This window comes from Pseudomonas sp. HN8-3, from assembly GCF_020790195.1.
Taxonomy (GTDB): domain Bacteria; phylum Pseudomonadota; class Gammaproteobacteria; order Pseudomonadales; family Pseudomonadaceae; genus Aquipseudomonas; species Aquipseudomonas synxantha_A.
On sequence record NZ_CP086206.1, the window covers coordinates 3,135,752 to 3,161,334 of the forward strand.

At 59.6% G+C, this 25,583-nt stretch carries 17 protein-coding genes and 1 pseudogene; 13 read left to right on the top strand and 5 right to left on the bottom strand.

Annotated features, from left to right (window positions below):
* Positions 1-29 precede the first annotated feature (29 nt).
* Complete coding sequence (locus LJX92_RS13790; RefSeq protein ID WP_228308406.1) at positions 30-3,494, top strand: membrane-targeted effector domain-containing toxin; 3,465 nt, start codon at positions 30-32, stop codon at positions 3,492-3,494.
* Between the two features lie 47 nt (positions 3,495-3,541).
* Here LJX92_RS13790 and LJX92_RS13795 read toward each other — a convergent pair whose 3' ends face one another.
* Genes LJX92_RS13795 through LJX92_RS13815 form a run of 5 tightly spaced genes read right to left on the bottom strand, consistent with a single transcriptional unit; the run spans position 3,542 to position 7,947 of the window.
* Entirely contained in the window at positions 3,542-4,246 is a 705-nt protein-coding gene (locus LJX92_RS13795) for an ABC transporter permease (RefSeq protein WP_177464484.1), read from the bottom strand.
* Positions 4,247-4,299: 53 nt separating this feature from the next.
* Positions 4,300-5,499 carry an ABC transporter substrate-binding protein gene (locus LJX92_RS13800; RefSeq protein WP_228308407.1) on the bottom strand — a complete coding sequence of 400 codons (1,200 nt, stop codon included), beginning with the start codon at positions 5,497-5,499 and terminating at the stop codon, positions 4,300-4,302.
* Positions 5,486-6,289, bottom strand: a complete 804-nt coding sequence (locus LJX92_RS13805; RefSeq protein WP_005788050.1) for an ABC transporter ATP-binding protein — start codon at positions 6,287-6,289, stop codon at positions 5,486-5,488. Before LJX92_RS13805 ends, LJX92_RS13800 begins: the two co-directional genes overlap by 14 nt.
* Positions 6,286-7,347: an acyl-CoA dehydrogenase family protein gene (locus LJX92_RS13810; protein WP_032875625.1), complete on the bottom strand. Its 1,062-nt coding sequence runs from the start codon at positions 7,345-7,347 to the stop codon at positions 6,286-6,288. The genes LJX92_RS13805 and LJX92_RS13810 overlap by 4 nt, the downstream gene beginning before the upstream one ends.
* 39 nt (positions 7,348-7,386) lie before the next feature.
* Entirely contained in the window at positions 7,387-7,947 is a 561-nt protein-coding gene (locus LJX92_RS13815; protein ID WP_032875627.1) for a carboxymuconolactone decarboxylase family protein, read from the bottom strand.
* A 103-nt stretch (positions 7,948-8,050) separates the two neighbouring features.
* Here LJX92_RS13815 and LJX92_RS13820 point away from each other — a divergent pair, with 103 nt between their 5' ends.
* From LJX92_RS13820 to LJX92_RS13875, 12 genes and pseudogenes are all read left to right on the top strand, one after another.
* Positions 8,051-8,956 (top strand): AraC family transcriptional regulator, encoded by a 906-nt coding sequence (locus LJX92_RS13820; RefSeq protein WP_228308409.1) that lies wholly within the window; start codon positions 8,051-8,053, stop codon positions 8,954-8,956.
* 39 nt (positions 8,957-8,995) lie between these two features.
* Positions 8,996-9,226: pseudogene (locus tag LJX92_RS13825) on the top strand (aldo/keto reductase); the annotation flags it as partial.
* A 105-nt stretch (positions 9,227-9,331) separates the two neighbouring features.
* On the top strand, positions 9,332-9,790 hold the full coding sequence (locus LJX92_RS13830; protein ID WP_032875636.1) for an SRPBCC family protein: 459 nt from the start codon (positions 9,332-9,334) through the stop codon (positions 9,788-9,790).
* A gap of 82 nt (positions 9,791-9,872) precedes the next feature.
* A complete protein-coding gene (locus LJX92_RS13835) occupies positions 9,873-10,319 on the top strand; it encodes a DUF411 domain-containing protein (RefSeq protein ID WP_032875638.1) in 447 nt (148 codons plus the stop codon).
* A gap of 3 nt (positions 10,320-10,322) precedes the next feature.
* Positions 10,323-10,745 (top strand): YqaA family protein, encoded by a 423-nt coding sequence (locus LJX92_RS13840; RefSeq protein WP_148854357.1) that lies wholly within the window; start codon positions 10,323-10,325, stop codon positions 10,743-10,745.
* Positions 10,746-10,854: 109 nt separating this feature from the next.
* A complete protein-coding gene (locus LJX92_RS13845; RefSeq protein ID WP_228308411.1) occupies positions 10,855-14,697 on the top strand; it encodes a hypothetical protein in 3,843 nt (1,280 codons plus the stop codon).
* A 265-nt stretch (positions 14,698-14,962) separates the two neighbouring features.
* On the top strand, positions 14,963-15,976 hold the full coding sequence (locus tag LJX92_RS13850) for an alpha/beta fold hydrolase (RefSeq protein WP_148853968.1): 1,014 nt from the start codon (positions 14,963-14,965) through the stop codon (positions 15,974-15,976).
* 16 nt (positions 15,977-15,992) lie between these two features.
* Positions 15,993-16,946: a D-2-hydroxyacid dehydrogenase family protein gene (locus tag LJX92_RS13855; RefSeq protein WP_228308412.1), complete on the top strand. Its 954-nt coding sequence runs from the start codon at positions 15,993-15,995 to the stop codon at positions 16,944-16,946.
* Positions 16,947-17,419: 473 nt separating this feature from the next.
* The gene (glgA, locus tag LJX92_RS13860) at positions 17,420-18,976 is read left to right on the top strand and encodes a glycogen synthase GlgA (RefSeq protein WP_081883347.1); all 1,557 of its coding nucleotides are present in this window, start codon (positions 17,420-17,422) and stop codon (positions 18,974-18,976) included.
* A gap of 31 nt (positions 18,977-19,007) precedes the next feature.
* Positions 19,008-20,753: a malto-oligosyltrehalose trehalohydrolase gene (gene treZ, locus LJX92_RS13865; protein WP_032880941.1), complete on the top strand. Its 1,746-nt coding sequence runs from the start codon at positions 19,008-19,010 to the stop codon at positions 20,751-20,753.
* Positions 20,750-22,834: a 4-alpha-glucanotransferase gene (malQ, locus tag LJX92_RS13870; RefSeq protein WP_228308413.1), complete on the top strand. Its 2,085-nt coding sequence runs from the start codon at positions 20,750-20,752 to the stop codon at positions 22,832-22,834. Before treZ ends, malQ begins: the two co-directional genes overlap by 4 nt.
* Positions 22,831-25,581, top strand: coding sequence for a malto-oligosyltrehalose synthase (locus tag LJX92_RS13875; RefSeq protein WP_228308414.1), 2,751 nt, complete (start codon positions 22,831-22,833; stop codon positions 25,579-25,581). Before malQ ends, LJX92_RS13875 begins: the two co-directional genes overlap by 4 nt.
* Positions 25,582-25,583: the final 2 nt, after the last annotated feature.

Genomic DNA, 25,583 nt, shown 5'->3' on the forward strand with positions numbered 1-25,583 from the left:
ACGTTTCCATGCCTGAAAGGTGAGTGACTGTGAACATTCAACATGCTGCCCCACTTCGTAGTTTGCAATTTTCGCCGCTATCTACCGACCTTCCCCAAACACCGCCAGATGTTGACGCTCAGGTGGGCGATACCACCGCCACCGCTGAGCCAGCGCTGCCGGATGGACGCCAGACACTGAGAAAAAAATTAAGCGACCGCCAGGAGCTGCATAACCTTGCCAAGGCCCTCGATACGGCGCTGGAGAAACTGCCCGAAGACGCAACACCAGAGGCCGTGGCCGCGTATTTCCTGTCCACCCATCTCACGCTTGCGTCCGCCGATGCGTCCCCACGCACCGCCAGCCTCGAATCGCTCATCAAAGCAGCAAGCCCTTACTATCCCAAGACCCGAGTAGAGCTGCAGGAGCTTGCCCAGAACCTCTGCGAGCACGTCCAGAAGCACCCATTGGGCAACTTGAGTGGTGCTCTGGCCTGGACACTGCCATTGAGCATTGAACATCAGCGCACGGCCTACAATGTCATCGCGTCGAATAGCGCGAATCTGCCAGGCTTGCCACTGCCCAAGCCTGGCGTCGGCGCCCTGGACTACCTTGCCAACGCCGTCACCCTGTCTCCACAACTGATGCAAGACCCTGCTGCCGCGCTGGAGAAACTGCTCGACTCACCGCAAGCCGCAGCGCTAGGCGCCGCGGTTCAAGCCAGTGTGGGCGGGATTGCCACAAGCAGCAGCGCCAATGACTATGTGCTGGCGACCATCCATTTGAGCCTCGACCCTGAAGCGCTGGATCAAAAATCCAATCGAAACATAGTGGCCGGCTTTGATTTGGGCGTCGAAATCCACAGGGACTCATCGCCCGCCTCCGTGGTTGAGGCCCTTGCCAATCACCTGAGCAGCACTGGCCGTACTTCCCCTGCTACCGCCGCGCTGGCAGCCCGGTTGCTGCTGATGCGGGTCGCCCCCCAGTTTTTGATCAAAGACATTCCAGCGTCAGTACGTTGCCACAGCCAGGCGTGGGCAAACTTATGTATCGCGGTGGCCGGTATCGAAGCCCACACGCCCGGGAGGACGATGAACATGAACTTCGCCGAAGTGATGTGCGCAGACCCGTCGCAATACCCAGCCAGTGAAGCGGCAAAGAAAAATGCACTGATTGACTGGTGTGTGGCCAACGACGTGATTTACCGCTTCGACGACGCACACTACACCGCGGAGGATTTCGAGTACGCCCGCACAGCTTTCAATGCTCAACATGAAGCGTTGAAAGAGGCGTCCGCTTTGCTCGACAAGCCCTTGCCGAATCGAGAAAGAATGGCACAAGAACGAATCGAGCAGCACTTGGGTGATGACTTTCCTCTGGATGACAAACTCTTTTGTCTGAATTATCACAAGATGGGGCTCAAGGGCCAACGCTTCGGCCCTCTCTACTCGCTGCGCGAGCTCACCATGCAAGGGCTGAAAATCAACACCAACGACTGGGTGATCCGCAATAACACCAAGGGCGTCAACCTGGGTGCCGTCGCTCTTTTCACCCACAGCCCACACTTCAACGTCCCCCAGGAATTTGATAAACAATTCGCCGAAGTAACGACCCATTGTAAAAAAATCCACCATTACACGTGGATGAATGCCATTACCCAGTTGCCTGTCGCAGATCGAGAGATTTTAAACAACGCAAAGCTTAGTTTTTATCAAGAGAACACCTACCGCAGCTCGCCTATTCCGTTTTGGCCAAACAAACTGTTCCACACCAGCCCAAGAGTTTTGATGCAAGCAGAGCTCAAGGGCGAGAAACACGTTTACGAATTCGACCCGGTCACCGCGACTATCAAAAAAGCTTCTTCGGGACGCATCGCAGCGGATGAATACATAGCCAATGAAGTCACCAAGATCGAAGCGCTCCCACTCAGCAAGAACCTGAATAATCTGGGTGTCGAAAAGACCCGAGAAGGCCCCCCTGTCAATACATTCAAAAACCCACGCATCCACGACATCGCCCAGATGATAGTCAACGCGCAAGGCGTCGACAGTGACGCCGTCAGGCGGCAAGCAGAAGGTAGGACGTCTACGGAAAGGAACCGTGACACCCTCAATACCATCGGCGAATTTATCCTCGACCTGATTCCGCTGAGAACGGCCATCGTCAATTGGCGTAACGGCAACTATAAAGATGCGGCTGTCGATCTGGCATTTGACGCCTTCGGTTTTCTCACTGCCGGCGTGGGCACCGCGTCAAAACTGCTGAAGGGCGCGCATAAAACCAGCAACGCCATCAGCAAACTGGCGCGCGCCACCCGAATAATCGGCGCCGACGTCTTGAGCGCTTTCAATCCGCTGGGTGGTTTAGGCGATGCGGCGGTGGGCGCCGGCAAGCTGGCCCTGGCAGGTGCCGGCGCCGCCGGTGACGGCATACAGCGTCTGCGAGGCATGGCCAGGGGCAGCGACCTGATCGAGGCAGGCGCGCCCTTCGATGATGTCGCTATCGGCCTGTTCAAGCGTGGTGACAAAAACCTGGAAGCCTCTGCCGTTCTACATGAGGGCAAATGGTACGCCGTGGATGCGGGCACCCGGGAGCCTTACGGCCCGCCTCTCGATGCGTTCGTTCCGACGCATACTTACATGCCTGTGGCATACGCCCCGAGTCATTCGCAAGCGCATCGATTCGACCCGATAGGTCGACCTACACGTCCCAGGATCAGCAGCAAAGTCACAAGAAAGGAGCTGCCCAAAGGCAGCTATGTAGAAAGCATGAAAGGGAAACTGGAGCCAGGGCACTTCCTGCGCGGTGACGGCAAAGATGAAACCCTGAAAAAATTCATCGAGGAAATGTACGAGACCTATGACGCCCTCAAAGAGGGCGCCCTGCCACCACGCATAGTGGCGCCGCAAATCTCCAAGACCGCGCCCGCAGCCGAAGTGATCACAGAGGCACTGAAAGTTTCCAATGGCATCGTGTTCGGAGAGTCCCATAAAGAGATGGCCAGCTTTAAGTTGCTCTTCGACAACGTTGAGAAATTCAAACAGGAGGGGGTGAAGAAGATCTATTTCGAGGGCGTCATCGACTTACCTTCCAAGGGCATTGTCGATGATGGCATCGGCAACCTTGCCAATCCCGACCTCCCTCGCACCCAACCGACATTTGACGAGCTCAAAGCCAAATTCGAATTGCATGGCATCGAAGTGTTGCCGCTTGATCACTATTATTTAACCCGGCATAAAGACGCAAAACTAGGCCGCACCGAGACAGGGTTCGGCTCCAGGCAACGCCTCGAAGAGTTCAATTACTATGCGTCAGAAGTGATCCAGGCCAACTCCGGAACGGAAAAGTGGCTTGCCTTGGTCGGTCAATCACACATGAATACCACTGAGGGTGTTCCGGGCTTGGCCGAGATGACAGGCAGCATCAGTATCGGGGTCTTCGACAAACCTTCGCCCAACGTAGGAAACCCTCTCTCCCCCACAGACTTGCCAGGTGACCTGGTTATTCAGGTTTAACCCTGCCCTGCGCTTCGAGCGACAGTGTGTCGCTCGAATGTGCGTGTTTATCCCCGCTGCACCCAGCGCTGGTGCAGCCCACGTGCCAGCGCATCCAGCGCGAACCCCAACAGCCCGATCACCACCACCATCGCCATCAACTCCGAATACGCCAGGCGATCACGGGTATCGAGGATGTAATAGCCCAGCCCTGCACTGACCCCGAGCATCTCGCACGGCACCAGCACGATCCATAGGATACCGATGGCCAGGCGTACGCCGGTCAGCACATGCCCGACCACACCAGGAATGATGACTCGACGCAACGTCTCCCAGCGCGTGGCACTCAGGCTCTTGCTCAACTGCAACCAACGCGGGTCGAGTTGACGCACGCCGGCTGCGGTGTTGAGCACGATCGGCCATACCGCGGCAAACGCCAGCAGGAAATAGATCGGCTGGTCGCCTACCCCCATGAGCATCACCACGATAGGCATCCAGGACAGGGGCGAGATCATCCGCAGAAACTGGAAGGCCGGCGTAGTCGCCGCCTCCAGATTGCGCGAACTGCCCACCAGCAGACCCAGTGGCACCCCGATCAACAGCGCAAGAAACAGCCCGACAAAGATACGCTTGAGGCTCACGGCGATGTGCAGGTACAGCTCACTGCGGCCAAGCAATTCCCACAGGCTGCTTGCGGTGGCCGCCAGCGAAAAGCGCGCCGACAGGCCATCGGCCTCGCCGAACACTTTCACACCCAGCCACCACAGCAACATCAAACCTGCCAAGCCGCTCAACCCCAGCGACCAGCCCAGGATTCTACCGTTGTTCAAACGCCAATCTCCTCATGCCGCTCATAGCCGTCCGGCAAGCCGAAGGTTTTCATGCCGCCCACCGCTTCGATCGCCTGACGCACAAAGCGATCATCCACCAGGTCCTTGGCGACAAACGCCGGATCGAGGTCAGCGAGGAATTTCTTGTCGCCTTCGATCAGAGTGTCCTTCAAGCGCCGCACCAGTTCCTCGGTATAGCTCGGAAATGGATAAGGCTGGAAATCGATGCGGTGCTCGTCCCAATTGGCATGCTGGATCGCCCCGTCCGCCAAATAGGCGGCGCGGTCGCTGGCAGCCGGGGCCAGGACTTTGCTCAACACCGGCTCGGCGTGTGGCGTGTAACGGTTCGGGCCATCCTTGGACAAGAGTTTCACCGCCTCTTCGCGGTTGTCGCGGGTCCACACCTGGGCCTTGACGATGGCGTTCACCACCTTCTGCGACCACTCCGGGCGGTTGGTCAGGTCGTGCTCGTGCATGAACACCACGCAGCACGCGTGGTTGCGCCATACATCACCGGTAAAGCGCTGCACGCGGCCGACCTTGAGGTTCTCGGCCAGCGCGTTGAACGGCTCGGCGACGATATAGCCGTCGATGCGCTTGCTGGCCAGTGCGGGCGGCATGTCCGACGGCGGTAATACGATCAGGTTGACTTCATTGGCGGCAATCGAACTGCCGGTCGCACGCGTCACCGGCGTGAGGCCGTTGTCGCGGAACAGTTGCTGCACCACCACGTTATGGATCGAGTACCAGAACGGAATCGCCACCGACTTGCCGCCCAGTTGCTTCACGTCGGTTATGCCTGGCGATACGGTCAGGCCCGAGCCGCCCACATGGTTCCAGGCCACGACTTTGGCCGGCACCTTGCTGCCGTAGCGCGCCCACACGGTCATCGGTGACAGCAGATGAATCACGTTGACCTGCCCTGAGATGAACGCCTCGATCACCTGAGCCCAACTGCGCAACAGCACCGGACGTTCGGCCTTGATGCCTTCGGCTTCGAACAGGCCGTTGTTGTGGGCAACCAGCAACGGCGTAGCGTCGGTGATCGGCAGATAACCGATACGCACCGGCGCGTCGGGCTCAGTGGCGGCGCGCGCCTGCAGGCTGCTCAACAGCGGCAAGGCGCCGGCGGCACTGAGCACCGCCGAGAGTTTGAGAAAGTCACGGCGCGAGTGGGTCAGGTCATCCAGACACATGGCTAAGCTCCTGTTGTTCAAGGGGGTTGGGTTGAGGGCGGCTCGCCTGCCGTAAGGTTTTCAGAATATCGATACGCAGCGCGCCGATGGCCTCGACCTGTTCGTCCCGAGGTTGCGGCAAGTCGATATGCCATTCACCCAACGTCCGCGCCGGGCGGTTACCCAGTAGCAGGATGCGGTCGGACAGCAGTAGCGCTTCGTCAATGTCATGGGTGATCAATACCGCCGCCGAACCTTGCTCACGGTTGACCTTGAGCAGCAGGTGCTGCATGTCGGCGCGGGTCACTTCGTCCAGCGCACCGAAGGGTTCATCCAGCAGCAGCACTTGAGGCTGGCGGGCCAGGCAGCGGGCCAGCGCGGTGCGCTGGGCCATGCCGCCGGACAGTTGCGCCGGGAACTGCTGGCGCGCATGTTCCAGGCCTACCGCCGCGATGGCGTGGTCGACACGACGGCGGCGCTCTTCAACACTCAAGTGCGGCTGGCGGGCGAAGTCCAGGCCGAAGGCGACGTTTTTTTCCAGGTTCAACCAGGGCAACAGGCTGGGGTCTTGAAAGGCCACCGCCACCCGTGGGTGCGGACCGCTCAAGGGTTCGCCCAGCACGTGCACACGACCGGCCTGGGGTAGCTGCAAGCCGGCAAGCACACGCAGCAGGCTGGATTTGCCCACGCCGCTGGGCCCCAGGATCGACACCACTTCGCCCGCCTGCAACTGCAAGTCAAACCCTTGCAGTACCGGGCCGCTAGCATACCCCAGGCAAATCCCCTGGGCCGTCATGACCGCCTGGCTCATAGGTTGGCCTGGCGCTGCAACTCAGTGCGCAGTTGCACCAGGCTGGGCGTCACAATCGGCACAAATGCCGACTCGCGCCAGCGCCGCGCAAAGCCACTACCGTGGGCGGTGAGGTAGGCTTTGCCGCCACTGGCCTGCAGTTCAAGCTGCACGGCGCTGGCGGCGGTTTCTGCCAGGGCAATGCGCAGCTTGAACAAGGGGATCGGCTCGGCAGCAAAACGCCCAGCCAGCAACCCGCTCTTGAGCTCGCTGACCAGATGGTCCAGCGTCGCCCGCAAGGCTTCCAGCTCTTCGCGCAACACCGTACGGCTGGCCCCCAGATGATTGGCCACCTCGGCCAGGGAGCGGCGGGCCAGGCCAATCGACATGCCGCACTGCAAACCAAGGAACGCCGGGCGCACTGCCGGCAGGAACTTGCGCGCGTCCTCGTGCAGCAACCAGTCACGGCTCAGCTCCACGCCTTCCAGGCCAAGGGCAGCGGTGTTGCTCGATTGCAACCCAAGCAGCTCCAGATCGCGGGAGCGCTGCAAGCCCGCCACTGAATCCGGGATCGCCAGGATAAACGGCGTACCACCGCCCGCATGTTCGATAGCAGCTGCGGCGACAAAACCATTCTTGCGCAGGTTGGTCACCCAATGCAGACGACCGTTGAGCGTCCAGCCATGCTCGTTGGGCTCGGCGCTGATCTGCAACGACTCGATACCCGATATGAACTTCATCGCATTCGACAGCCCGGTGGCTCCGGCCAACTTGCCGCTGAGCAGGTCCGGCATCAGGTGTTCGCGCAGGCGCTGATTGGGGCTCTGCAACAAGTACTCGATAAACGAGCGCTGGCCCCAGCACACAAATGCCGCCGCCAGGGAATGGCTGGCCACATTGGCGATGGCCTCGACCGCACCCGCCACATCACCGCCCAGCCCGCCCAGTTGGGTGGGCACACCGATTTTCAGAATATTGGCTTCTGCCAGGCGTGGCAGCACTTCCTGTGGATCGCAACTGCCCACGTCCAGGGCCTGCGCTTGAACATCGAGCCAACGGCTCAAGATTGGGTCAAGCATTCATGTCTCTCCTTTTACAGCAGGTGGACCAACGCCGATTCAGCTTGCCGGTTTTTCCCAGCGGTACTGCGCCAGTTCCGGGTTCAGCGGGGTACGGGCAAACACGTTAGCGAAATTGCACAGGGTTGCCAGGCTTACGCCCAGGATGACCTCCAGCGCGTGGCCCTTGGTATAGCCGGCCGCGAGAAACGCCTCAAAGCCGGCATCGCTGACATCACCCCGAGTGGCGATCACTTCGCGGGTAAAGGCGGCGAGTGTCTCATAGCGAGTATCAGGCAGCTCACCCAGCCGGCGCAGGGCCTCGATCACGTTCTCGGGCAGCTTGGCCTTGTTGCGCGCAACGGCGGTGTGGCCGGCGACACAGAAATCGCACCCGTGGGTAGTAGCAGCAATCAACTGCACCACTTCGCGGTCGGCCAGGCTCAGTTCGGCCTTGGCATTCAAGCCGGAGACAGTGATATAGGTTTCCAGCGCCGCCGGTGCATTGGCCAACACCGCCAGCAGATTAGGAATGAAACCCGAGGCCTTCTGCGCATTTTCCAGGAAAGGTTTCGCCGCTTCCGGGGCGGTGTCAGGGGTGAGCAACGGTACACGGGACATGGAGTGGTCTCCTGTTGGGTTCGAGTGCGCCAGTCTGTTGGTTCTAAAAAAATCGCTCAATAGGCTAAAGTAGCGATTACTTGCTCTTGAGTCTTTCCATTAGATGAATTCGTCCAGCACTCTTGTCGATTGGTTATTAGATAGCCTTGAACTCAATACCAATTTGTTTCACGTCGGCCGCTACTGCGGTGACTGGCACGCCAGCACGCACAGCCTGGCCCAGGCAAGCTTCCATTTGATCGTGCAGGGCGATTGCTGGCTGCATATCGACGGTGATCCAACGTCCCGGCACCTGAACAATGGTGACGCCGTGTTTCTACTGCGTGACCTGGCCTATCGGTTGTCCGGGGAAAGTATCGCGGCAAGCGCCCAAGAGTGCCCTCGCCGGCCGATGCTGCCCCTCGATAGCAGTGCCATGGATGGCGTGGGCCTGGTTTGCGGCTTCTTCCATTTCCAATCCGGCTTGTCGGCGATGATTGTCGACAGCCTGCCCGCCTGGATCATCCTGCGTGCCGGTGATCCATCGTTGACCGCTGCGCGCAATCTGTTCGAATTGATCCTGCAGGAGTGCGAGCGCCTACCCGCGCCCTCCTCGGCCTTGCTCGAACGTCTTTGCCACTTGTTGTTTTTATATGTACTGCGCCAGCAAGTCATCGACAACACCGAGCTGGGCGGCCTGGCAGCGCTGGGCCGGCAACCGGCATTTGCCGGCCTGCTGGAGCAGCTGATTGCGCGCCCGGCCGAGCCCTGGAGCCTGGAAAGCATGGCGGCGTGCACGGGGTTATCCCGTTCGGCGTTTTTCAAGCGTTTCAGGGAGTTATGCGGGCAGTCGCCGGGGCAGGTATTGCTGGTGATACGTATGCGCCATGCCTGTGGGCTGCTCAAGGCGGACCAGACCGTGGCCGAGGTCTCGCTGGCAGCCGGGTATCAGTCGGTGGCCGCATTTACCCGGGCCTTTAATAAAGTCACCGGGCAGCAACCTGGCGCCTATCGCAGGGCACAAGCCTAACCTTGTAAACCCGTGCCGGGCCGAGCACGCAAGTGCACCAACCAATCCGTGACGGCCGAGCAACTGGCACTGGCCTGGGTATTGGCCCAAGGTGACTACATCATCCCAATCCCCGGGACCAAGCGGCGTACCTACTTGCAAGAGAATGTCGCGGCGGTATCGATCACCCTCAGCAAGGACGAACTGGCTGGGCTGGATGCAATCTTCCCGGCCGATGCAACCGCCGGTTTGCGCTACCCCAAGGAAGTGATGGCCCTGTTGGATATCTAATTTTCAGCGTGCTGATCAACGGCCTGAATACTCCCGTGCGAAGCGCGGGAGCCAGACTATTCTGACAGCTCCCAGTGTAAAAACCCGCCACACAGGAGGTGTGTCATGCACGCGACTGAGCAGCCGATCCGCTTGGAGCAGATCAGTCAGGAACGCTTCATCCAGGCCCCAATCGAAATTGTCTACGACTATGTTACCCAGCCCGACCGCTGGCACGAATGGCACCCCACCTCCCTCAGCGCCGACACCGGCACCCGCGGCTCATTACCGGTCGGCTCGCGCTTTACTGAAGACATCGACCTGCTGGGCATTCGCGTATCCATGAGCTACCGCGTGCAAATTGCCCGCTGCCCCGATGAGTTCAGGACCGTGTTCACCTCACTGGCGGTGGACGGTTGTATCCATTATTTTTTGCAAGCCCATCAGGGTGGCACTCGGTTCAAGCGCGTATTGACGTATGAAACCGAACTGCAACTCGCTACCTTGCACAAACGCATGATCAAACTCTCCGCCATTGCCCTGGACCAGCTCAAGCAGCGGTTGGAAAGCCCAGGCTTCGTATAATTTAGAAACATTACCAGCGCGTATCAGTGTAAAAAGCAGGGAGAATGCGCGGTTTATTGCTGCGCTTTCAGTGAGACCCCTGATGAAAAACCCATTGCGACTGGCCTTGCTCTGCACCCTGCTTGCCACCCCCCTGGCCCAGGCCGCCGAGCTGATTCCCATCGATGTACACCGCGATGCCAATTGCGGTTGCTGCAAAAAATGGATCAGCCATCTGGAAAACAACGGTTTCAAGGTCAACGACCACGTTGAAGCAGACATGAGCGCGGTCAAGCAACGCCTGGGCGTCGCCCCGCGCCTCGGTTCGTGCCATACCGCTGTGATCGACGGCAAGTTCGTCGAAGGCCATGTACCCGCCGAGCAGGTGTTGGCCTTGCGCCAGCGTCATGACCTGCTGGGTCTTGCCGCACCGGGCATGCCTTTGGGCTCGCCGGGTATGGAAGTGGAAGGGCGTAGCGAGGCGTATCAAGTCATCGGTCTGACCCGTGAAGGCAAGGATGTGGTGGTGGCCGACTACCCGGCCCACTGACCGGTGCTGACGGGTTACCTGGGGCTGTTCGTCGCGGCGTTTGGCGCCGCAACGTTATTGCCCCTGCAATCTGAAGCCGTGCTGGTCGGCCTGCTGATCAGCGGGCATTACAACCTGTGGCTGCTGCTGGGTATCGCCACGTTGGGCAACGTGCTGGGGTCGGTGGTCAATTGGCTGCTGGGGCGTTCGGTAGAGCGCTTCAAGGAACGGCGCTGGTTTCCGGTGAGTGCCAAGCAGCTGGATAGAGCCCGCGGGCATTACCTGCGTTGGGGGCATTGGACGCTGTTGCTCAGTTGGGTACCTATCATCGGCGACCCGCTGACCTTGGTGGCCGGGGTGATGCGAGAGCCGTTGTGGCGTTTTTTGCTGCTGGTAACCCTGGCCAAGGGCGTGCGTTATAGCGCGCTGACACTCATTATTCAGTAGCTGACCGCTCGTCGCCACTGTCATTTCTCACAGCTAGACGGTGACCACTCTCTCATATTTGCTGACCCTGTTTGGCACGTTTCTCAAATCAGCCTGAAGGGTCACCACCATGTCCGATAAACGCACAGACAGTCCACCCATCCTGCACCCACCACGCATCGCAGACCTGGAGCCGCCGCCCTACAACGACAACACTGTACGTCCCCTTCCCGAACTTCTGGCTGATGTAGGGGTTGGCATACGCAGCCTCGAAAACCGTTTGCTGATTACCTTCGAGAGCTGGACCACGAAGAACGTCGGCGATTCTTACGAATGGTATATGGGAGATCGGCGTTTTCCGGTCGCCTGGGGGGAAATTGTTGCTGGCGAGGAAACGCAAAGACGCTACCAACTCTCGGTACTACGCGAGCATGTACCGCTAGGTATTGTGTACCCCTGCTATGGCCTGGTCAGGCGTAACGGGTCTGGCACTGAAAGTACATCGGAGGAAGAAACCTGGTTCTTGAAAGATACTCGGCCAGGGGGCGTGGATCAGGACCCAGGACTCCCCTACCATTCGGCGCTGGTCCTTCACCTGCCAGAGGACTTGAGTGGCTCAGATGCCGTACTCGACCCCGAGCGCGCACGTGATGGTGTGCTCATTACCATTGATCACTACCCAGATGCATTTGTAGGGGACACCATCGAGTTGTATTGGAACGGTCGTTTGGTAGAGCTGCAGTTGGACGCGGATCAGGCCGAGGGACTGACGCCTATCGAGGTGTTCGTCCCGTGGGAGGTCATCGAATTGGGCGGTAGCGGTCTGTTGACTATCCGGTTCCGGATCTACGACTTGGTGCTGAACTTCTCAGGGGAAGTGCAGCAGTGGTCTCAGGTCGTAAACCTGAACAGTAACCTGGATCCAGACGCACTCATGCGCCCCCACTTTTTGGTGGATGGAACAGACAATAATAACGTCGATTTCGACCAGTACGCAGAGAGTCACTTCGAACTCGAAGTGGTTGCGCCCACACGGCTCCCGAATGGCTCCCCAACGCCAGCAGGCACTCAGATCGTAGCTACCATCGTGGGTACACGCGAAGATAAAACGAAAGTCACCATCCCATTGCCAGCGTTTGCTGCCCGGCCCGGGCGTTCGGCATATACCACCGTCGAGAACAGCATCCTCGAAGACCTGATCAACGGCTCGATGCAAATCTCCTATACGCTGCAATTCCCGCTAGGCACTGAGATTGGCTATTCCCAAAGTCTGTCTGTCACAGTTTTTGGTACTGTTTCCAACATGCCTGCAGTTGAAATCGAGGAAAACGAAGGCGGCTTGATCGATCCGACCGTCCCCTACCTCAAAGTCAACTTCCCGGCCTTCGTGCCATACAGTCCGAACTATCCCGTCACCTTGCGCTTTGAGGCGCACCGACCCGGCGGCGGCCTAGTGTTTTATGAACAAACCCAGCAGGCCGGCGACCCACCACCACCCACACGCTTTCGGATTGTGACGCCGGCAAATTTCGCACAGTTCGTCGGGCTCGGGCCGATCGACGTCTTTTATCGCGTCAATGACGGTGTGAACACGATACAGGAAGCCGATGTGCTGACGGTGCGCGAATCCGAGCACCTGATAGTAGAAATAGGCGAACGTCGCGCCGACCTGCCTGCGCCGCACATTGAGGGAGTAGATGAAAATGGCAACCTCGATCCGGCCGATGTGATCTTCCAGGTCAATGTCACTCTCCCCTATACCTTCCAACGAGGTGACACCGTCGTGTGGCGCTGGGTAGGCTCTGGGGTGGGTGGCAACACAGGCGACACGATTAACGTCGTGGTAGGAGGAGAGATTTCGTTTCCGGTAGATCGAAATTATGTCGACGTGAATAACAACGGCTCCATTCGCTTGAGCTATTCCCTCATACGCGGCAACACAACACTGCGCTCTGAGACGCTTGACGTGACGGTCGGTAAAGCAATAGGTGAGCTGTTGAGGCCGGAAGTGCTTGAAGCCTCACGAGACCCAGACCTACTAAGGCCGGAGTCCGCAACGACCGGAGCAACGATTGAAGTATCGTTTCTGAACATGTCACCCAGCGACCGGATCCTGGCAGTGTTCAGCGGCGTACCGGGCATTGGCACTTATGAAGAAACCAAGAATGGCAACACCTCAAGAACAGTGCACTTTGACGTACCGAGCGAAGTAGTAGGCGCCAACATTCTTTCCGAAGGCCGCCAGATTCCCGTGCAGTACTTTGTGCTGCGCGGCACGCGGAGAATACCGTCGCCCATACTGGATCTGCTGTTACTGCCCCTGACCACGCTACCGATCCCCACCATCGAAGGGCATGATAACCCGGTATTGGTAATTTCCCAGCTTACTGGCCGGGAGCGCACCCTGATCAATATCTGGCCGTTCATTCACCGGTTTCAGCGGATGTGGATGCGATATGAAGGTATCTACGACGATGGCGCGGATTACATTGAGGATACCTACAGCGAGAACCTGGTAACGCCTGAGGGCGAGAGTCAGGGCATCATGCCACCGACGCCGCCGGATCTGCGCAGACTCAAGGATGGAATGCCGCTGTTCATCGATTTCTGGGCCAGTTTCGATCGTAGCACCAACAAAGCCAATGCAGTGCACTTCCGTCGGCGCACGTACACCATTCAGGCATTATCAGGAGATCTTCCCCACCCGTTTATCAATGGCACCACCGATACAGGGCCGAATGTGACAGTGGACCCGCTGCCCATTCAACACAATACGACGGCAACGGTTCGCTATGACGGTATGAGTAGCCAAGACTTCATCACGCTTGACTGGTTTTTTGCCGACGGCACCTCTTATTCAACCAGCCAGAATGGGCTGGATGGAGGCACGGTAGTGTTCAACCTGACCTCGGCCAAGGTCTTGCACCATAGTGTGAACAGTACCGTGTGCTTGAAGTATTCGGTGGTGAGCAGGGGCGTGGCTGCCCCACGCCCGTCGCAGGTGCAGACGGTGAAAGTCAATACGATTCCGGCCACGGACTTACCGCAGCCACTCATCAACAGTATTATTGATGGAGGCACGCTGAACCTGGGTAGTTTTACCGGCGACGCCAAGGCATCAGTGGATAAGTGGCCTTTGAGCGACAAAGACCAACTAGGGTGGATGATACTCAGCAGCGACGGTATAGAAGATCTACTGGTGATGGAGGGCGAACTGATCAGCGCCACGGAGGCCGCCAATGGTTTGAGAGATAAAGCTGTGCTGCGTAGTTGGTTGGACAGGGTGGCAAATAATAGCCAGGTAACGTTGAGTTTTTACGTGGCCTATAATGGTATCGACGATCAGAGCCGGGCAGTTGAGTTTCCAAAGACGACCTATACCGTCGTCGAGTCTAAACCTCTTATCATTGACACCTCAACCATGTACCTGAATGGCTGGCACTTCAACTCCACAGGCGCATTGCAGATTGCTGATTTTCCTGGAGCCGCACTTACTCGTCAGCCAGCAAGTGGAACGCCTCCTTATTACTATTCAATTCGACCACAAAACTCTCCAGTAGCAGTTGTAGATGCCAATGGAAACGTCAGAAGCAAAAGTAACGGCACCACTCGAGTCTACGTGAGGGACAGTGCGAGTCAAGAGGTCAGCTATCCTGTCACAGTATCAAACTGCTGGTATGTAGTTATATTGGCCGGTGACAAATATCCCTTTGGCCACCACAACTTCAGTGAAAGGGTCCAACCACCGTATACGCAAATCCCGGAAGATAAATGGCCTTCTATCTACACGGCGTATGGCCAGGTACCTATCAGATGGAGTGGCGGGATCCAACCCGCTTGGATAACTCCTGTGGTTCAGGGTGGCAGGTCTAAAACCTATAACATGTATACGGGAGTCAGCCAATCCGCGGGCGTTAACGAAAACATCAGGTACGCTTTGGCCGTACTTCCTTCAATTTCATCAGGGAACTAGCCCCAATGTAAAATAAAAATATCAGGAGAATTAGAGGGGGCAGTTCTATTTAACCGTAGACTGTCCCTTTTTTCAGGGTGAATGGCAGCACTCAGCAAATACTAACAACGTTTCAAAGAGGTCGCGGAAATATATCTAAAGCCAATGGAAAAACCGAAGGTAGTCGCCCTGACATATCGCCTGAAAAGGGCTTTCCAGAACAAATGTTAATTCTCACTTAATCCCATCCAAACAGCATCCGAATACCCTACTCGGAGCTCCGTCCATGCCCCTGGCCCGCATTATCTGCATTGCCGCCCTGCTCACAGCCAACACCGCCCCTGTGCTCGCTGCCACTGAAGGGCCCAGCTACGGCCCTGAACTCCAGGGTTTTCAATACCCCCATCCCGTTGAACATTTCACCTTCCAGTCCCAAGGCAAATCCCTGCAAATGGGCTACATGGACGTGCCTGCCAAAGGCAAAGCCAACGGCCGCAGCGTGGTGCTGATGCACGGCAAGAACTTTTGCGGTGCCACCTGGGAAGGTTCGATCAAGGCCTTGAGCGACGCCGGTTACCGCGTGATCGCGCCGGACCAGGTGGGCTTCTGCACCTCCAGCAAGCCCGATCACTACCAGTACAGCTTCCAGCAATTGGCGGCCAACACCCACCAACTGCTGGAAAAACTCGGCATCCAGAAGGCCACGGTGATCGGCCATTCCACCGGCGGGATGCTTGCCACCCGCTATGCCTTGATGTACCCCGAGCAAACCGAACAGCTTGGACTGGTGAACCCTATCGGCCTGGAAGACTGGAAAGCCCTCGGTGTGCCCTACCAGAGCGTCGACCAGTGGTACCAGCGCGAATTGAAACTGAGCGCCGACGGGGTGCGCAAATATGAACGCGACACCTATTACGTGGGGCGCTGGAAGCCGGAATACGAACGCTGGGTGGATATGCTCGCCGGCCTGAACAAAGGCCCGGGGCATATCCAAGTCGCATGGAACTCGGCATTGATTTACGACATGATCTTCACCCAACCGGTGTACTACGAATTCAAGGATCTGAAGGTGCCCACCCTGTTGCTAATTGGCACCAGCGACACCACAGCCATCGGCAAAGATGTGGCGCCGCCGGCGGTCAAGGCCAGGATTGGCAATTACCAGGTGCTGGGCAAGCAGGTAGCCAAGCTGATTCCCCACGCCACACTGGTGGAATTCCCCGGCCTGGGCCATGCGCCACAGATGGAAGAACCGGAGCAGTTTCATAAAGCGCTGTTGCAGGGTATGAATGCCCTTTGATTTCGAGGCCCATGGCATGTCGATACAGATCGCAGTGATAGATGACTGGCAGAACGTCGCCAGTGACGTGGTGGATTGGTCGGCGCTGGACGGCGTGGGCCAGGTACATTTTCTCCACGACTACCCCGCTGATACGGCGACAATGGTTGAACGCTTGAAGGGCTTCGAGGTGATTTGCGTCATGCGCGAACGGTCCACCTTCGACGAGGCCCTGCTGCGAGAGTTGCCCAAGCTCAAACTGCTGGTCACCGGCGGTATGCGCAATGCTGCCATCGATATTGCCGCCGCCAAGGCCCTGGGTATTCAGGTGTGCGGCACCGACAGCTATAAACACGCGGCGCCGGAACTGACCTGGGCGCTGATCATGGCCTCTACGCGCAATCTGCTGGCCGAAGCCAACTCGCTGCGCGCAGGCGGATGGCAGGTGGGCCTGGGCGGTGACCTGCATGGCAAGACCCTGGGCGTGCTCGGCCTGGGCAGTATCGGCCAGAAAGTCGCGACGTTTGCCCAGGCATTCGGTATGCGGGTGATCGCCTGGAGCGAAAACCTCACGCCGCAACGGGCGGCTGAAGCAGGCGTGACATGGGTCAGCAAGCGCGAGTTGTTTGAACAGGCGGATATCCTCACCATCCATCTGGTGCTCAGTGAGCGCAGCCGTGGGCTGGTGGATGCCCAGGCTCTGGCGTGGATGAAGCCCACGGCGCACCTGGTGAACACCGCGCGCGGGCCGATTGTGGATGAGCAGGCGCTGGTGCAGGCATTGAGCAGTGGCCGCCTGGCCGGGGCGGCGCTGGATGTGTATGCCCAGGAACCGCTGCCGACTGATCATCCATTTCGCCGCTTGCCCAATGTGCTGGCCACGCCACACGTGGGGTATGTGAGTGAGCACAATTACCGGCAGTTCTATCAACAGATGATTGAAGACATTCAGGCCTGGGCCGATGGCGTGCCCATCCGCGTGCTGGGCTGACGCATCAAAAAGGTGCGGCCCTGCCTTCCTGTAGGAGCGAGCTTGCTCGCGAAAATCGTCAACGATAAAGCATGTTTCTTGAATAAACGCGGCGTCTGTGAGTCTTTCGCGAGCAAGCTCGCTCCTACAGAGAACACGCTGCATATCGTTAGATTTATTTTGTCCTACAAAAAACCGCGCTAAACCCTGCAGGCTCTGGGATCTGGCCTAGACTCATGACCGATGGGTCCGTTCCAAAACAAAAACCCCGCAAAAAATCTAAACTTTCCAACTCCGCCTCAGGTCAAGTTTTAGGTAAGGACGTGCACGAGCGTTTCACGCCGAATGCCCGTTCATCCAATCTTTTTCAGCCGACGTTGCAACTGGCATACGCCTTGCCAGCTTGTATAGCGCTGGTGTGCCTGGCCGCAGGATGCGGCCACTTGGAGCTGATGGCAGCGGGCCATTAGCGAACCAACAAATGGGAGTGCATTATGATCAGTGCCGCAGTAGATACTCAGGGAGAGCGTTTTAGTCAGCCGGTAGGGGGGCCAACGTCTTTGGTCGACCTGCCCAACACTGTGCGGCCGATCGTGAGTCAGAATCCGAATCGAAAGAAAGTCTTGTTCGTCACTTCCGAGTTCGCCGACCTGGTGAAAACCGGTGGCCTGGGCGATGTGTCCGCCGCCCTGCCCCGCGCCATGGCGCATTTGCACGATGTGCGGGTGCTGATCCCCGGGTACCCGCAAGTGATGGAAAGCGACAATCCGATTCATATCGTCGGTGAGCTGGGCGGCCACGCGGCGCTGCCGCCTTGCAAGATCGGGCGTATGGACCTGGCGGACGGCCTGGTCATCTATGTGCTGATCTGCCCCGAACTGTATGAGCGTGAAGGCACGCCGTACGGCGCCAATAACGGCCGCGACTGGCCGGATAACCATATTCGCTTCGCCCGCCTGGGCCTGGCCGCCGCCGACATGGCCGCCAACCTGGCACAGATCCATTGGTGCCCCGACCTGGTGCACGCCCATGACTGGCCCGCGGGCCTTGCGCCGGCGTACATGCACTGGCGTGGGTCACGCACGCCAACACTGTTCACCATTCATAACCTGGCCTATCAGGGTGTGGTGAGCCTGGCGTCGACGCCCGAACTAGGCATCCCACCCCACGCCCTGCAGCAGGAAGGCATGGAGTTCTACGGCAAGATGTCGTTCCTCAAGGCGGGCATGGCGTATTCCAGCCACATCACCACCGTGAGCGCCACCTACGCCCAGGAAATCACGACGCCGGAATTCGGCTGTGGCCTGGATGGCTTTCTTGCCAGCAAGACTCAACAAGGTTTGCTCAGCGGTATTCCCAACGGCATCGACGAAAGCTGGGAAACGTCCACCGATACGCACTTGACCCACAATTTCAATATCGGCGACTGGGAAGGCAAGGCGATAAACGCCACCCATGTGCGCGAGCTGTTTGGACTGCACGCGTCCAACGGCCCGCTATTCGCCGTGGTGTCACGCCTGGTTTATCAGAAGGGTCTGGACCTGACTGAAGCGGTCGCCGGCTTTATCGTCGAAAACGGTGGCCAGATCGCGATCATCGGCCGTGGCGAACCCGAAGAGGAACAGGCCATGCGCGAATTGGCGCTGCGCTTCCCGGGCCAGGTGGGTGTGCGCATCGGCTTCAACGAGACCGATGCCCGTCGCATGTTTGCCGGCAGCGACTTCCTGTTGATGCCTTCGCGCTATGAACCTTGCGGCCTGAGCCAGATGTACGCGCAACGCTTTGGTTCGTTGCCGGTGGCGCGTAATACCGGTGGCCTGGCGGACACCATTGAAGATGGCGTCACCGGCTTCCTGTTCAATGAATCGACGGTGCAAAGCTACGAAGAAGCCCTGCGCCGTGCCTTCAAGGTATTCGCCTTCCCCGGCCTGCTCAACGCCATGCGCAGCCGCGCCATGACACAACCGTTCAACTGGTGCCAGGCGGTTGAACCCTACGCCGAGCTCTACGAACAACTGGTGGCCAAGGCCTTGGGGAAACCAACCAAATAGCCACTTGAACCAACCCGGGAGGTCTTCATAGATGCCGTTACGGACTCTGGACACCTGGCCCCACGGCGCAATCATGCTGGACGCGCAACACACGCGTTTTGCCTTGTGGGCGCCAGACGCTTTTTATGTCAGCGTTGAATTGCAACACGGTAAATCCATCACCCTGCTGCCCCAGGCGGATGGCTGGTTCGAAGTCGAAGCAGCCTGCCCTGCCGGCACGCTCTACCGCTTTAACATCGATGGGGAAAACGCGGTTCCCGACCCCGCTTCCAGGGCCCAGGCCCAGGACGTGCACGGTTGGAGTCAAGTGGTCGACCCCAACGCTTACCCATGGCGCCATACCCAGTGGCAAGGCCGCCCTTGGCACACCGCGGTGATCTACGAACTGCATGTGGGCGCCATGGGTGGCTACGCCGAAGTCGAGAAGCACCTGCCACGTCTGGCTGAGCTGGGAATCACTGCGATCGAGTTGATGCCACTGGCGCAGTTCCCCGGTGAACGCAACTGGGGCTATGACGGCGTGCTGCCCTACGCACCGCACGCCGCCTACGGTACGCCCGAACAGCTCAAGCACTTGATCGACACTGCCCATGCCCATGGTTTGGCGGTGATGCTCGATGTGGTCTACAACCACTTCGGGCCCGATGGCAATTACCTGGGCCAGTACGCCACGGGGTTCTTCCAGGAGGACGTGCATACCCCGTGGGGCGCCGGTATCGATTTCGAGCGCCGTGAAGTGCGGGATTTTTTCCTTGATAACGCGCTGATGTGGCTGCTGGAATACCGCTTCGACGGCCTGCGCCTGGATGCGGTACACGCCATCGATAATCCCGGGTTCTTGCAGGAACTGGCACACCGCGTGCGTCAGCAGGTGCACGACGACCGGCACGTCTGGCTAGTGCTGGAGAACGAGCTGAACCAGGCCAGCCTGCTGAAGGAAGATTTCAACGCCCAGTGGAATGATGACTTTCATAACGTGCTGCACGTGCTGCTGACCGGTGAAACCGATGCCTATTACAGCGATTTCGCCGAACAGCCCACCGCCAAACTGGCGCGTTGCCTGGGCGAGGGCTTTATATATCAGGGCGAAACTACCCGCCACGGCCATGCACGCGGCGAACCCAGTGCAGATCTGCCGCCCAGCGCTTTCGTGGCGTTTTTGCAGAACCACGACCAGATCGGCAACCGCGCCCTGGGCGAACGCCTGCACCAACTGTGTTCGCCCCAGGCGCTGAACGCGGCGACGGCTCTATTGCTGCTCAGCCCGATGATCCCGCTGATGTTCATGGGCGATGAGGTGAATGCGGCCGAACCCTTTCTGTTTTTCACCGACCATCACGGCGAACTGGCCGAGGCGGTGCGCGAAGGCCGGCGCAACGAGTTCGCCGATTTCGCGGCGTTTCACGACCCCGAACAACGCGAACGTATTCCCGATCCCAATGCACTGGAAACCTTTGTGCAATCGGCACCCTCTTTCGTCGAGAACGAGCACACCCAGCTCTATCGTCAGCTGTTGAGCCTGCGTCACCAACACCTAGTGCCGCACTTGCCGGGCACTGTGGCCTTGGGCGCGCAGGTGATGGCCGAAGGAGCTGTCACGGCGCGTTGGCGCCTGGGCAACGGCAGCCTGTTGCAAATCGACCTGAACCTGAGTGAACAGCCTCTGGATCACCCCGCGCCACACCCCATCATTTTCCAGACGCCTGCCCAGCAAGGTACGCAGTTACCACCGTTGAGCGCACGCGTTTGCTTATCACCTGCCGGAGAACACTTTTGAGCGAAGCGAACCTGGAACTACTCGCCAGTCGCGCGGGCCTGGCCGTCGATTGGATCGATGCCAACGGTCGCCCGCAACACGTGCAGCCCGAAGCCTTGCGCGCCGTTCTCAAAGGGCTGGGGCACCCGGCCGATACCGACGCCGAGATCGACGCCAGCCTGCAGGAACTGGAGCAGGTGCAACAAGACACGCACCTGCCGCCCTTGATCACCATCGACAGCGGCGCAAGCCTGGACCTGGCGCGCTACTTCGCCCCGGACACCCCGTGTCGCGTCAGCCTGGAAGGTGGTGAAACCCTGGAGCTGCGCCTGGACGGCAATGCGGTGCTGCCCGGGGTGATTGCCCTCGGCTACCACCAGGTGCATATCGATGGGCAAACCTTCACCCTGGCCGTTGCGCCCAGCCACTGCTACAGCGTGGCCGACGCGGTGGACAGCCGCCCCGCTCGCGCCTGGGGCTTGAGCGCCCAGCTGTATGCCTTGCGTCGCCGCGGCGATGGTGGCTTCGGGGACACCCTGGCCCTGGAGCATCTGGTGCGCTCGGCGGCCGAGCGCGGTGCCGACGCGGTGGCGATCAGCCCCATGCACGCAATGTTCAGCGCCGACACCGAACGTTTCAGCCCTTATTCACCGTCCAGCCGCCTGTTTCTCAACAGCCTGTACGCCTCGCCCGCCTGCATCCTTGGCGAGCGTGAAGTGCACGACGCTACCGAGGCCGTCGGCCTGACCGACGAACTGCGGGATTTGGAGCAACTCACGCTGATCGACTGGCCCACCGCCGCCAAGGCCAAGCAACGCCTGCTGCGTGCGCTGTATGAGGACTTCCGCCACGGCGCACATCCGCAACATGCCGACTTCCAGAGCTTCCGCCAGGCCGGCGGCGAGGCCCTGGAAAACCACTGCCGCTTCGAAGCCGTGCAAGCGCAACGTGCCGCCGCCGGCGAAGAGCTCGACTGGCGCCACTGGCCCGAAGACTGGCGCACGCCGCAGAGCCCGGCGCTGGCGCAGTTTGCTGAAGAAAACCGCGATGAGATCGGCTACTTTGCCTTCACCCAATGGTTGATCGCCCGCAGCCTGGCGCGCGCGCAACAGGCCGCCCGTGGCAGCGGCATGGGCATCGGCCTGATTGCCGACCTGGCGGTGGGTGCCGACGGTGGCGGCAGCCAGGCATGGAGTCGCCAGGATGAACTGCTGGCCGACCTCACGGTAGGCGCACCGCCGGATATTCTCAACCGTGCAGGCCAGGGTTGGGGCATCTCCGCCTTCTCCCCGGAAGGTCTCAAGCGCAATGGCTTTCGTGCGTTTATCGAAATGCTGCGGGCCAACTTCGCCCATGCCGGTGGCTTGCGCATCGATCATGTGATGGGCCTGCAACGCCTGTGGGTCATCCCCCTGGGTGCCTCGCCCCGCGAAGGCGCCTACTTGTATTACCCGGTGGACGACCTGCTGCGTTTGCTGGCGCTGGAATCGCACCGCCACCAGGCCATCGTCCTCGGTGAAGACCTGGGTACGGTGCCCGAGGGCCTGCGTGAAAAGCTCAGCGCCCGCTCGATTCTGGGTATGCGCGTATTGCTGTTCGAACAGGACCACGAAGGCCGGTTCACGCCGATTCTTGACTGGCCCGACAACGCCTTGGCCACCACCAGCACCCACGACCTGCCCACGCTCAATGGCTGGTGGCACAGCCGTGATATCGAGTGGAATATCCAGCTCGACCTGATCGACCCTCCCACCGTGGAGCAATGGAGCGAACACCGTCTGCGCGAACGTCATGCACTGCGTCAGGCCTTGAGCCAGGACCCGCAGAACTTTGTCGATGAGATCCGCAACGACACCGATCACGTGATCGACGCCAGCGTGCGCTACCTCGGCCACACCCGTGCGCCACTGGTATTGCTGCCGCTGGAGGACGCGCTGGGCATCGAAGAGCAAGCCAACCTGCCCGGCACCCTCGATACCCACCCCAACTGGCGCCGACGCTTGCCAGGCGAGGCCGCCAGCCTGCTCGACCACGACAGTGCTGCGCGCCGCCTCGAACTGTTGGCCGTGGCGCGCAACCAAGCCTATGAGCGTGACCGATGAACGTACTGCCCCTGCGCGCCACCCAGCGCCTGCAATTTCATAAAGGCTTTACCCTCGATGATGCGGTGCCGCTGGTGCCGTATTTTGCCCGACTGGGCATCAGCCACCTGTATGCCTCGCCGCTCCTGAGCGCCCGCGCCGGCTCCATGCATGGCTACGATGTGGTCGACCCCACTCGCGTCAACCCGGAGTTGGGTGGCGAGGCAGCATTGCGTCGCCTGGTCGCCACCCTGCGTGAACACAACATGGGCCTGATCCTGGATATCGTTTCCAATCACATGGCCGTGGGTGGCGCGGATAACCCCTGGTGGCTGGACCTGCTGGAATGGGGGCGCTTGAGCCCCTACAGCGAGTTTTTCGACATCCAGTGGCACTCGCCCGACCCGTTGCTCAAAGGCCAATTGCTGATGCCGTTCCTGGGCAGCGATTACGGCGAAGCCTTGCAGAGCGGAGCGTTGACGCTCAAGTTCGACGCCGCTCACGGCAGCTTCTACGCCGAGCATTACGAGCATCGCTTCCCGATCTGCCCACGGGACTACGCCTTGATCCTGGGCGGCGATGAGGTGCTCAAACCGCTGGCCGAGCGTTTCGCCGCCCTCGCCTATCACGACGATGCCTACACCGAAGCCGCTAGGCTCAAGCAGGCGCTGACCGAACGCGCCACCGAAGTCTTACCGGCCATCAAGCAACGGCTGGCCGCTTTCGATGGTCGCCAGCCTGAGGGTTTCGAGCGCTTGCATCATCTGCTTGAGCAACAGACCTACCGCCTGGCCAGTTGGCGCACCGCCGCAGACGACATCAACTGGCGGCGCTTCTTCGACGTCAATGAACTGGGCGGCCTGCGCGTGGAGCGCACGGCAGTGTTCGAAGCCACCCACGGCAAGATTTTCGAGCTGATCGGCGCGGGCTTGATCGATGGCCTGCGCATCGACCATATCGACGGCCTGGCCGACCCACGTGGTTATTGCCGCAAACTGCGCCGCCGCGTGGACGCGCTGTCGCCACAGCGCCATTTGCCGATCTTCGTGGAGAAGATCCTCGGCGAAGGCGAAACCCTGCGCGAAGACTGGCAAGTGGACGGCACCACTGGCTACGAATTCATGAATCAACTGTCGTTGCTGCAACACCATCCTGACGGTTTTGCTCCGCTGGCCGACCTGTGGACGCGCCACAGCGAACGGCCCTCGGAGTTTATCGACGAAGCCCGCTTGGCGCGCCAGCAAATCCTCAATGGCTCGTTGGGCGGCGACTTCGAAAGCGTGGCCCAGGCCCTGCTGCAAGTGGCCCGCGATGATGTGATGACCCGCGACCTGACCCTGGGTGCGATCCGTCGGGCCTTGCAGGAGCTGATTGTGCATTTCCCGGTGTACCGCACCTACATCAGTGCCAGGGGCCGCAGCACCGCCGACGACAAGGTGTTCCAGCAGGCCATGGACGGTGCGCGCAGTACCCTTAACGAAGGCGACTGGCCGGTGCTTGAGCACCTGGAAAAATGGTTGGGCGGCCAGCCTTGGCGCAATCGCCCGGTGGGCCGTGAGCGCAAGATCCTCAAACATGCCTGCGTGCGCTTCCAGCAGCTGACATCACCCGCCGCAGCAAAGGCCGTGGAAGACACCGCGTTCTATCGCTCGGCCGTATTGCTGTCGCGTAACGACGTGGGCTTCAGTACCGAACAATTCAGTGCGCCGTTGGCAGATTTTCACCAGGCCAATCAACAGCGCCTGGCTACCTTCCCGAACAATCTGCTGGCCACCGCCACCCATGACCACAAGCGCGGCGAAGACACCCGCGCACGCCTGGCGGTGCTCAGCGAGTGCGCGCCCTGGTATGCCGAACAGGTCGAACACTGGCGCAACCTCGCCGCGCCCTTGCGCGAGGGTACCGACAGCCCTTCGGCGGGTGATGAGCTGATCCTGTATCAGGTGCTGCTCGGCAGTTGGCCGCTGGAGCACAACCCGGACTTTGAGGCTTACCAGCAACGGCTCTGGCAATGGCAACAGAAAGCCCTGCGCGAAGCCAAGTTACAAAGCAGCTGGAGCGCGCCCAACGAAGCCTATGAGCAGGGTGTCGAGCGCTTCCTCAAGCGTCTACTGCTCAGCGAAGCCGGCCAAGCGCTGCGCGATGCGCTCGACAGCGCCGTTCAAGCCATCGCCCCCTCCGGCGCTCTGAACAGCCTGGCGCAAACTTTGCTTCACCTCACCGTGCCGGGTGTACCGGATGTGTACCAGGGCGACGAGTTCTGGGACTTCAGCCTGGTGGATCCGGACAACCGACGCCCGGTGGATTTCGATGCGCGCCAGCGTGCCCTGGATACCCCACCCGACATCGGTGAGCTGTTGTTCAACTGGCGCGATGGGCGTATCAAACAAGCGTTGATCGCCCAGGTGCTGAACGCGCGCAGAGCCTGTCCCGAGCTGTTTCGCAAAGGCAGCTATACGCCGCTCGAAGTGGTGGGTCGGCACGCGGAGCGCGTGGTTGCGTTTTACCGTGAGCACCAGGGCCAACAGCTGTTGGTGGTGGTGCCGCGCTGGCCTTATCCGTTGCTGGAAAACGGTGTATTTCCCCACATCAATGCGCAGGTGTGGGGCGATACCCGGGTGAAATTACCGTTCGCCACCACAACACAAAACTGGAAGGGACTTTTTCAAACAGGCGCAGTCACACCCAACAAGGAGCTGTTGATCAGCGCTGCCCTGGGGGATCTCCCGGTCAATGTCTTTATCAATCCTGATAATCAAGAAAGCTGAAC

Coding starts and splice junctions, on each gene's coding strand:
- LJX92_RS13875 (WP_228308414.1), top strand. CDS start 22,831: ATGAACGTACTGCCCCTGCGCGCCACCCAGCGCCTGCAATTTCATAAA.
- LJX92_RS13815 (WP_032875627.1), bottom strand. CDS start 7,947: ATGTCCCGTGTACCGTTGCTCACCCCTGACACCGCCCCGGAAGCGGCG.
- LJX92_RS13850 (WP_148853968.1), top strand. CDS start 14,963: ATGCCCCTGGCCCGCATTATCTGCATTGCCGCCCTGCTCACAGCCAAC.
- glgA (WP_081883347.1), top strand. CDS start 17,420: ATGATCAGTGCCGCAGTAGATACTCAGGGAGAGCGTTTTAGTCAGCCG.
- LJX92_RS13810 (WP_032875625.1), bottom strand. CDS start 7,347: ATGCTTGACCCAATCTTGAGCCGTTGGCTCGATGTTCAAGCGCAGGCC.
- LJX92_RS13855 (WP_228308412.1), top strand. CDS start 15,993: ATGTCGATACAGATCGCAGTGATAGATGACTGGCAGAACGTCGCCAGT.
- LJX92_RS13800 (WP_228308407.1), bottom strand. CDS start 5,499: ATGTGTCTGGATGACCTGACCCACTCGCGCCGTGACTTTCTCAAACTC.
- LJX92_RS13845 (WP_228308411.1), top strand. CDS start 10,855: ATGTCCGATAAACGCACAGACAGTCCACCCATCCTGCACCCACCACGC.
- LJX92_RS13830 (WP_032875636.1), top strand. CDS start 9,332: ATGCACGCGACTGAGCAGCCGATCCGCTTGGAGCAGATCAGTCAGGAA.
- LJX92_RS13835 (WP_032875638.1), top strand. CDS start 9,873: ATGAAAAACCCATTGCGACTGGCCTTGCTCTGCACCCTGCTTGCCACC.
- LJX92_RS13820 (WP_228308409.1), top strand. CDS start 8,051: ATGAATTCGTCCAGCACTCTTGTCGATTGGTTATTAGATAGCCTTGAA.
- LJX92_RS13805 (WP_005788050.1), bottom strand. CDS start 6,289: ATGAGCCAGGCGGTCATGACGGCCCAGGGGATTTGCCTGGGGTATGCT.
- LJX92_RS13795 (WP_177464484.1), bottom strand. CDS start 4,246: ATGTTGCTGTGGTGGCTGGGTGTGAAAGTGTTCGGCGAGGCCGATGGC.
- treZ (WP_032880941.1), top strand. CDS start 19,008: ATGCCGTTACGGACTCTGGACACCTGGCCCCACGGCGCAATCATGCTG.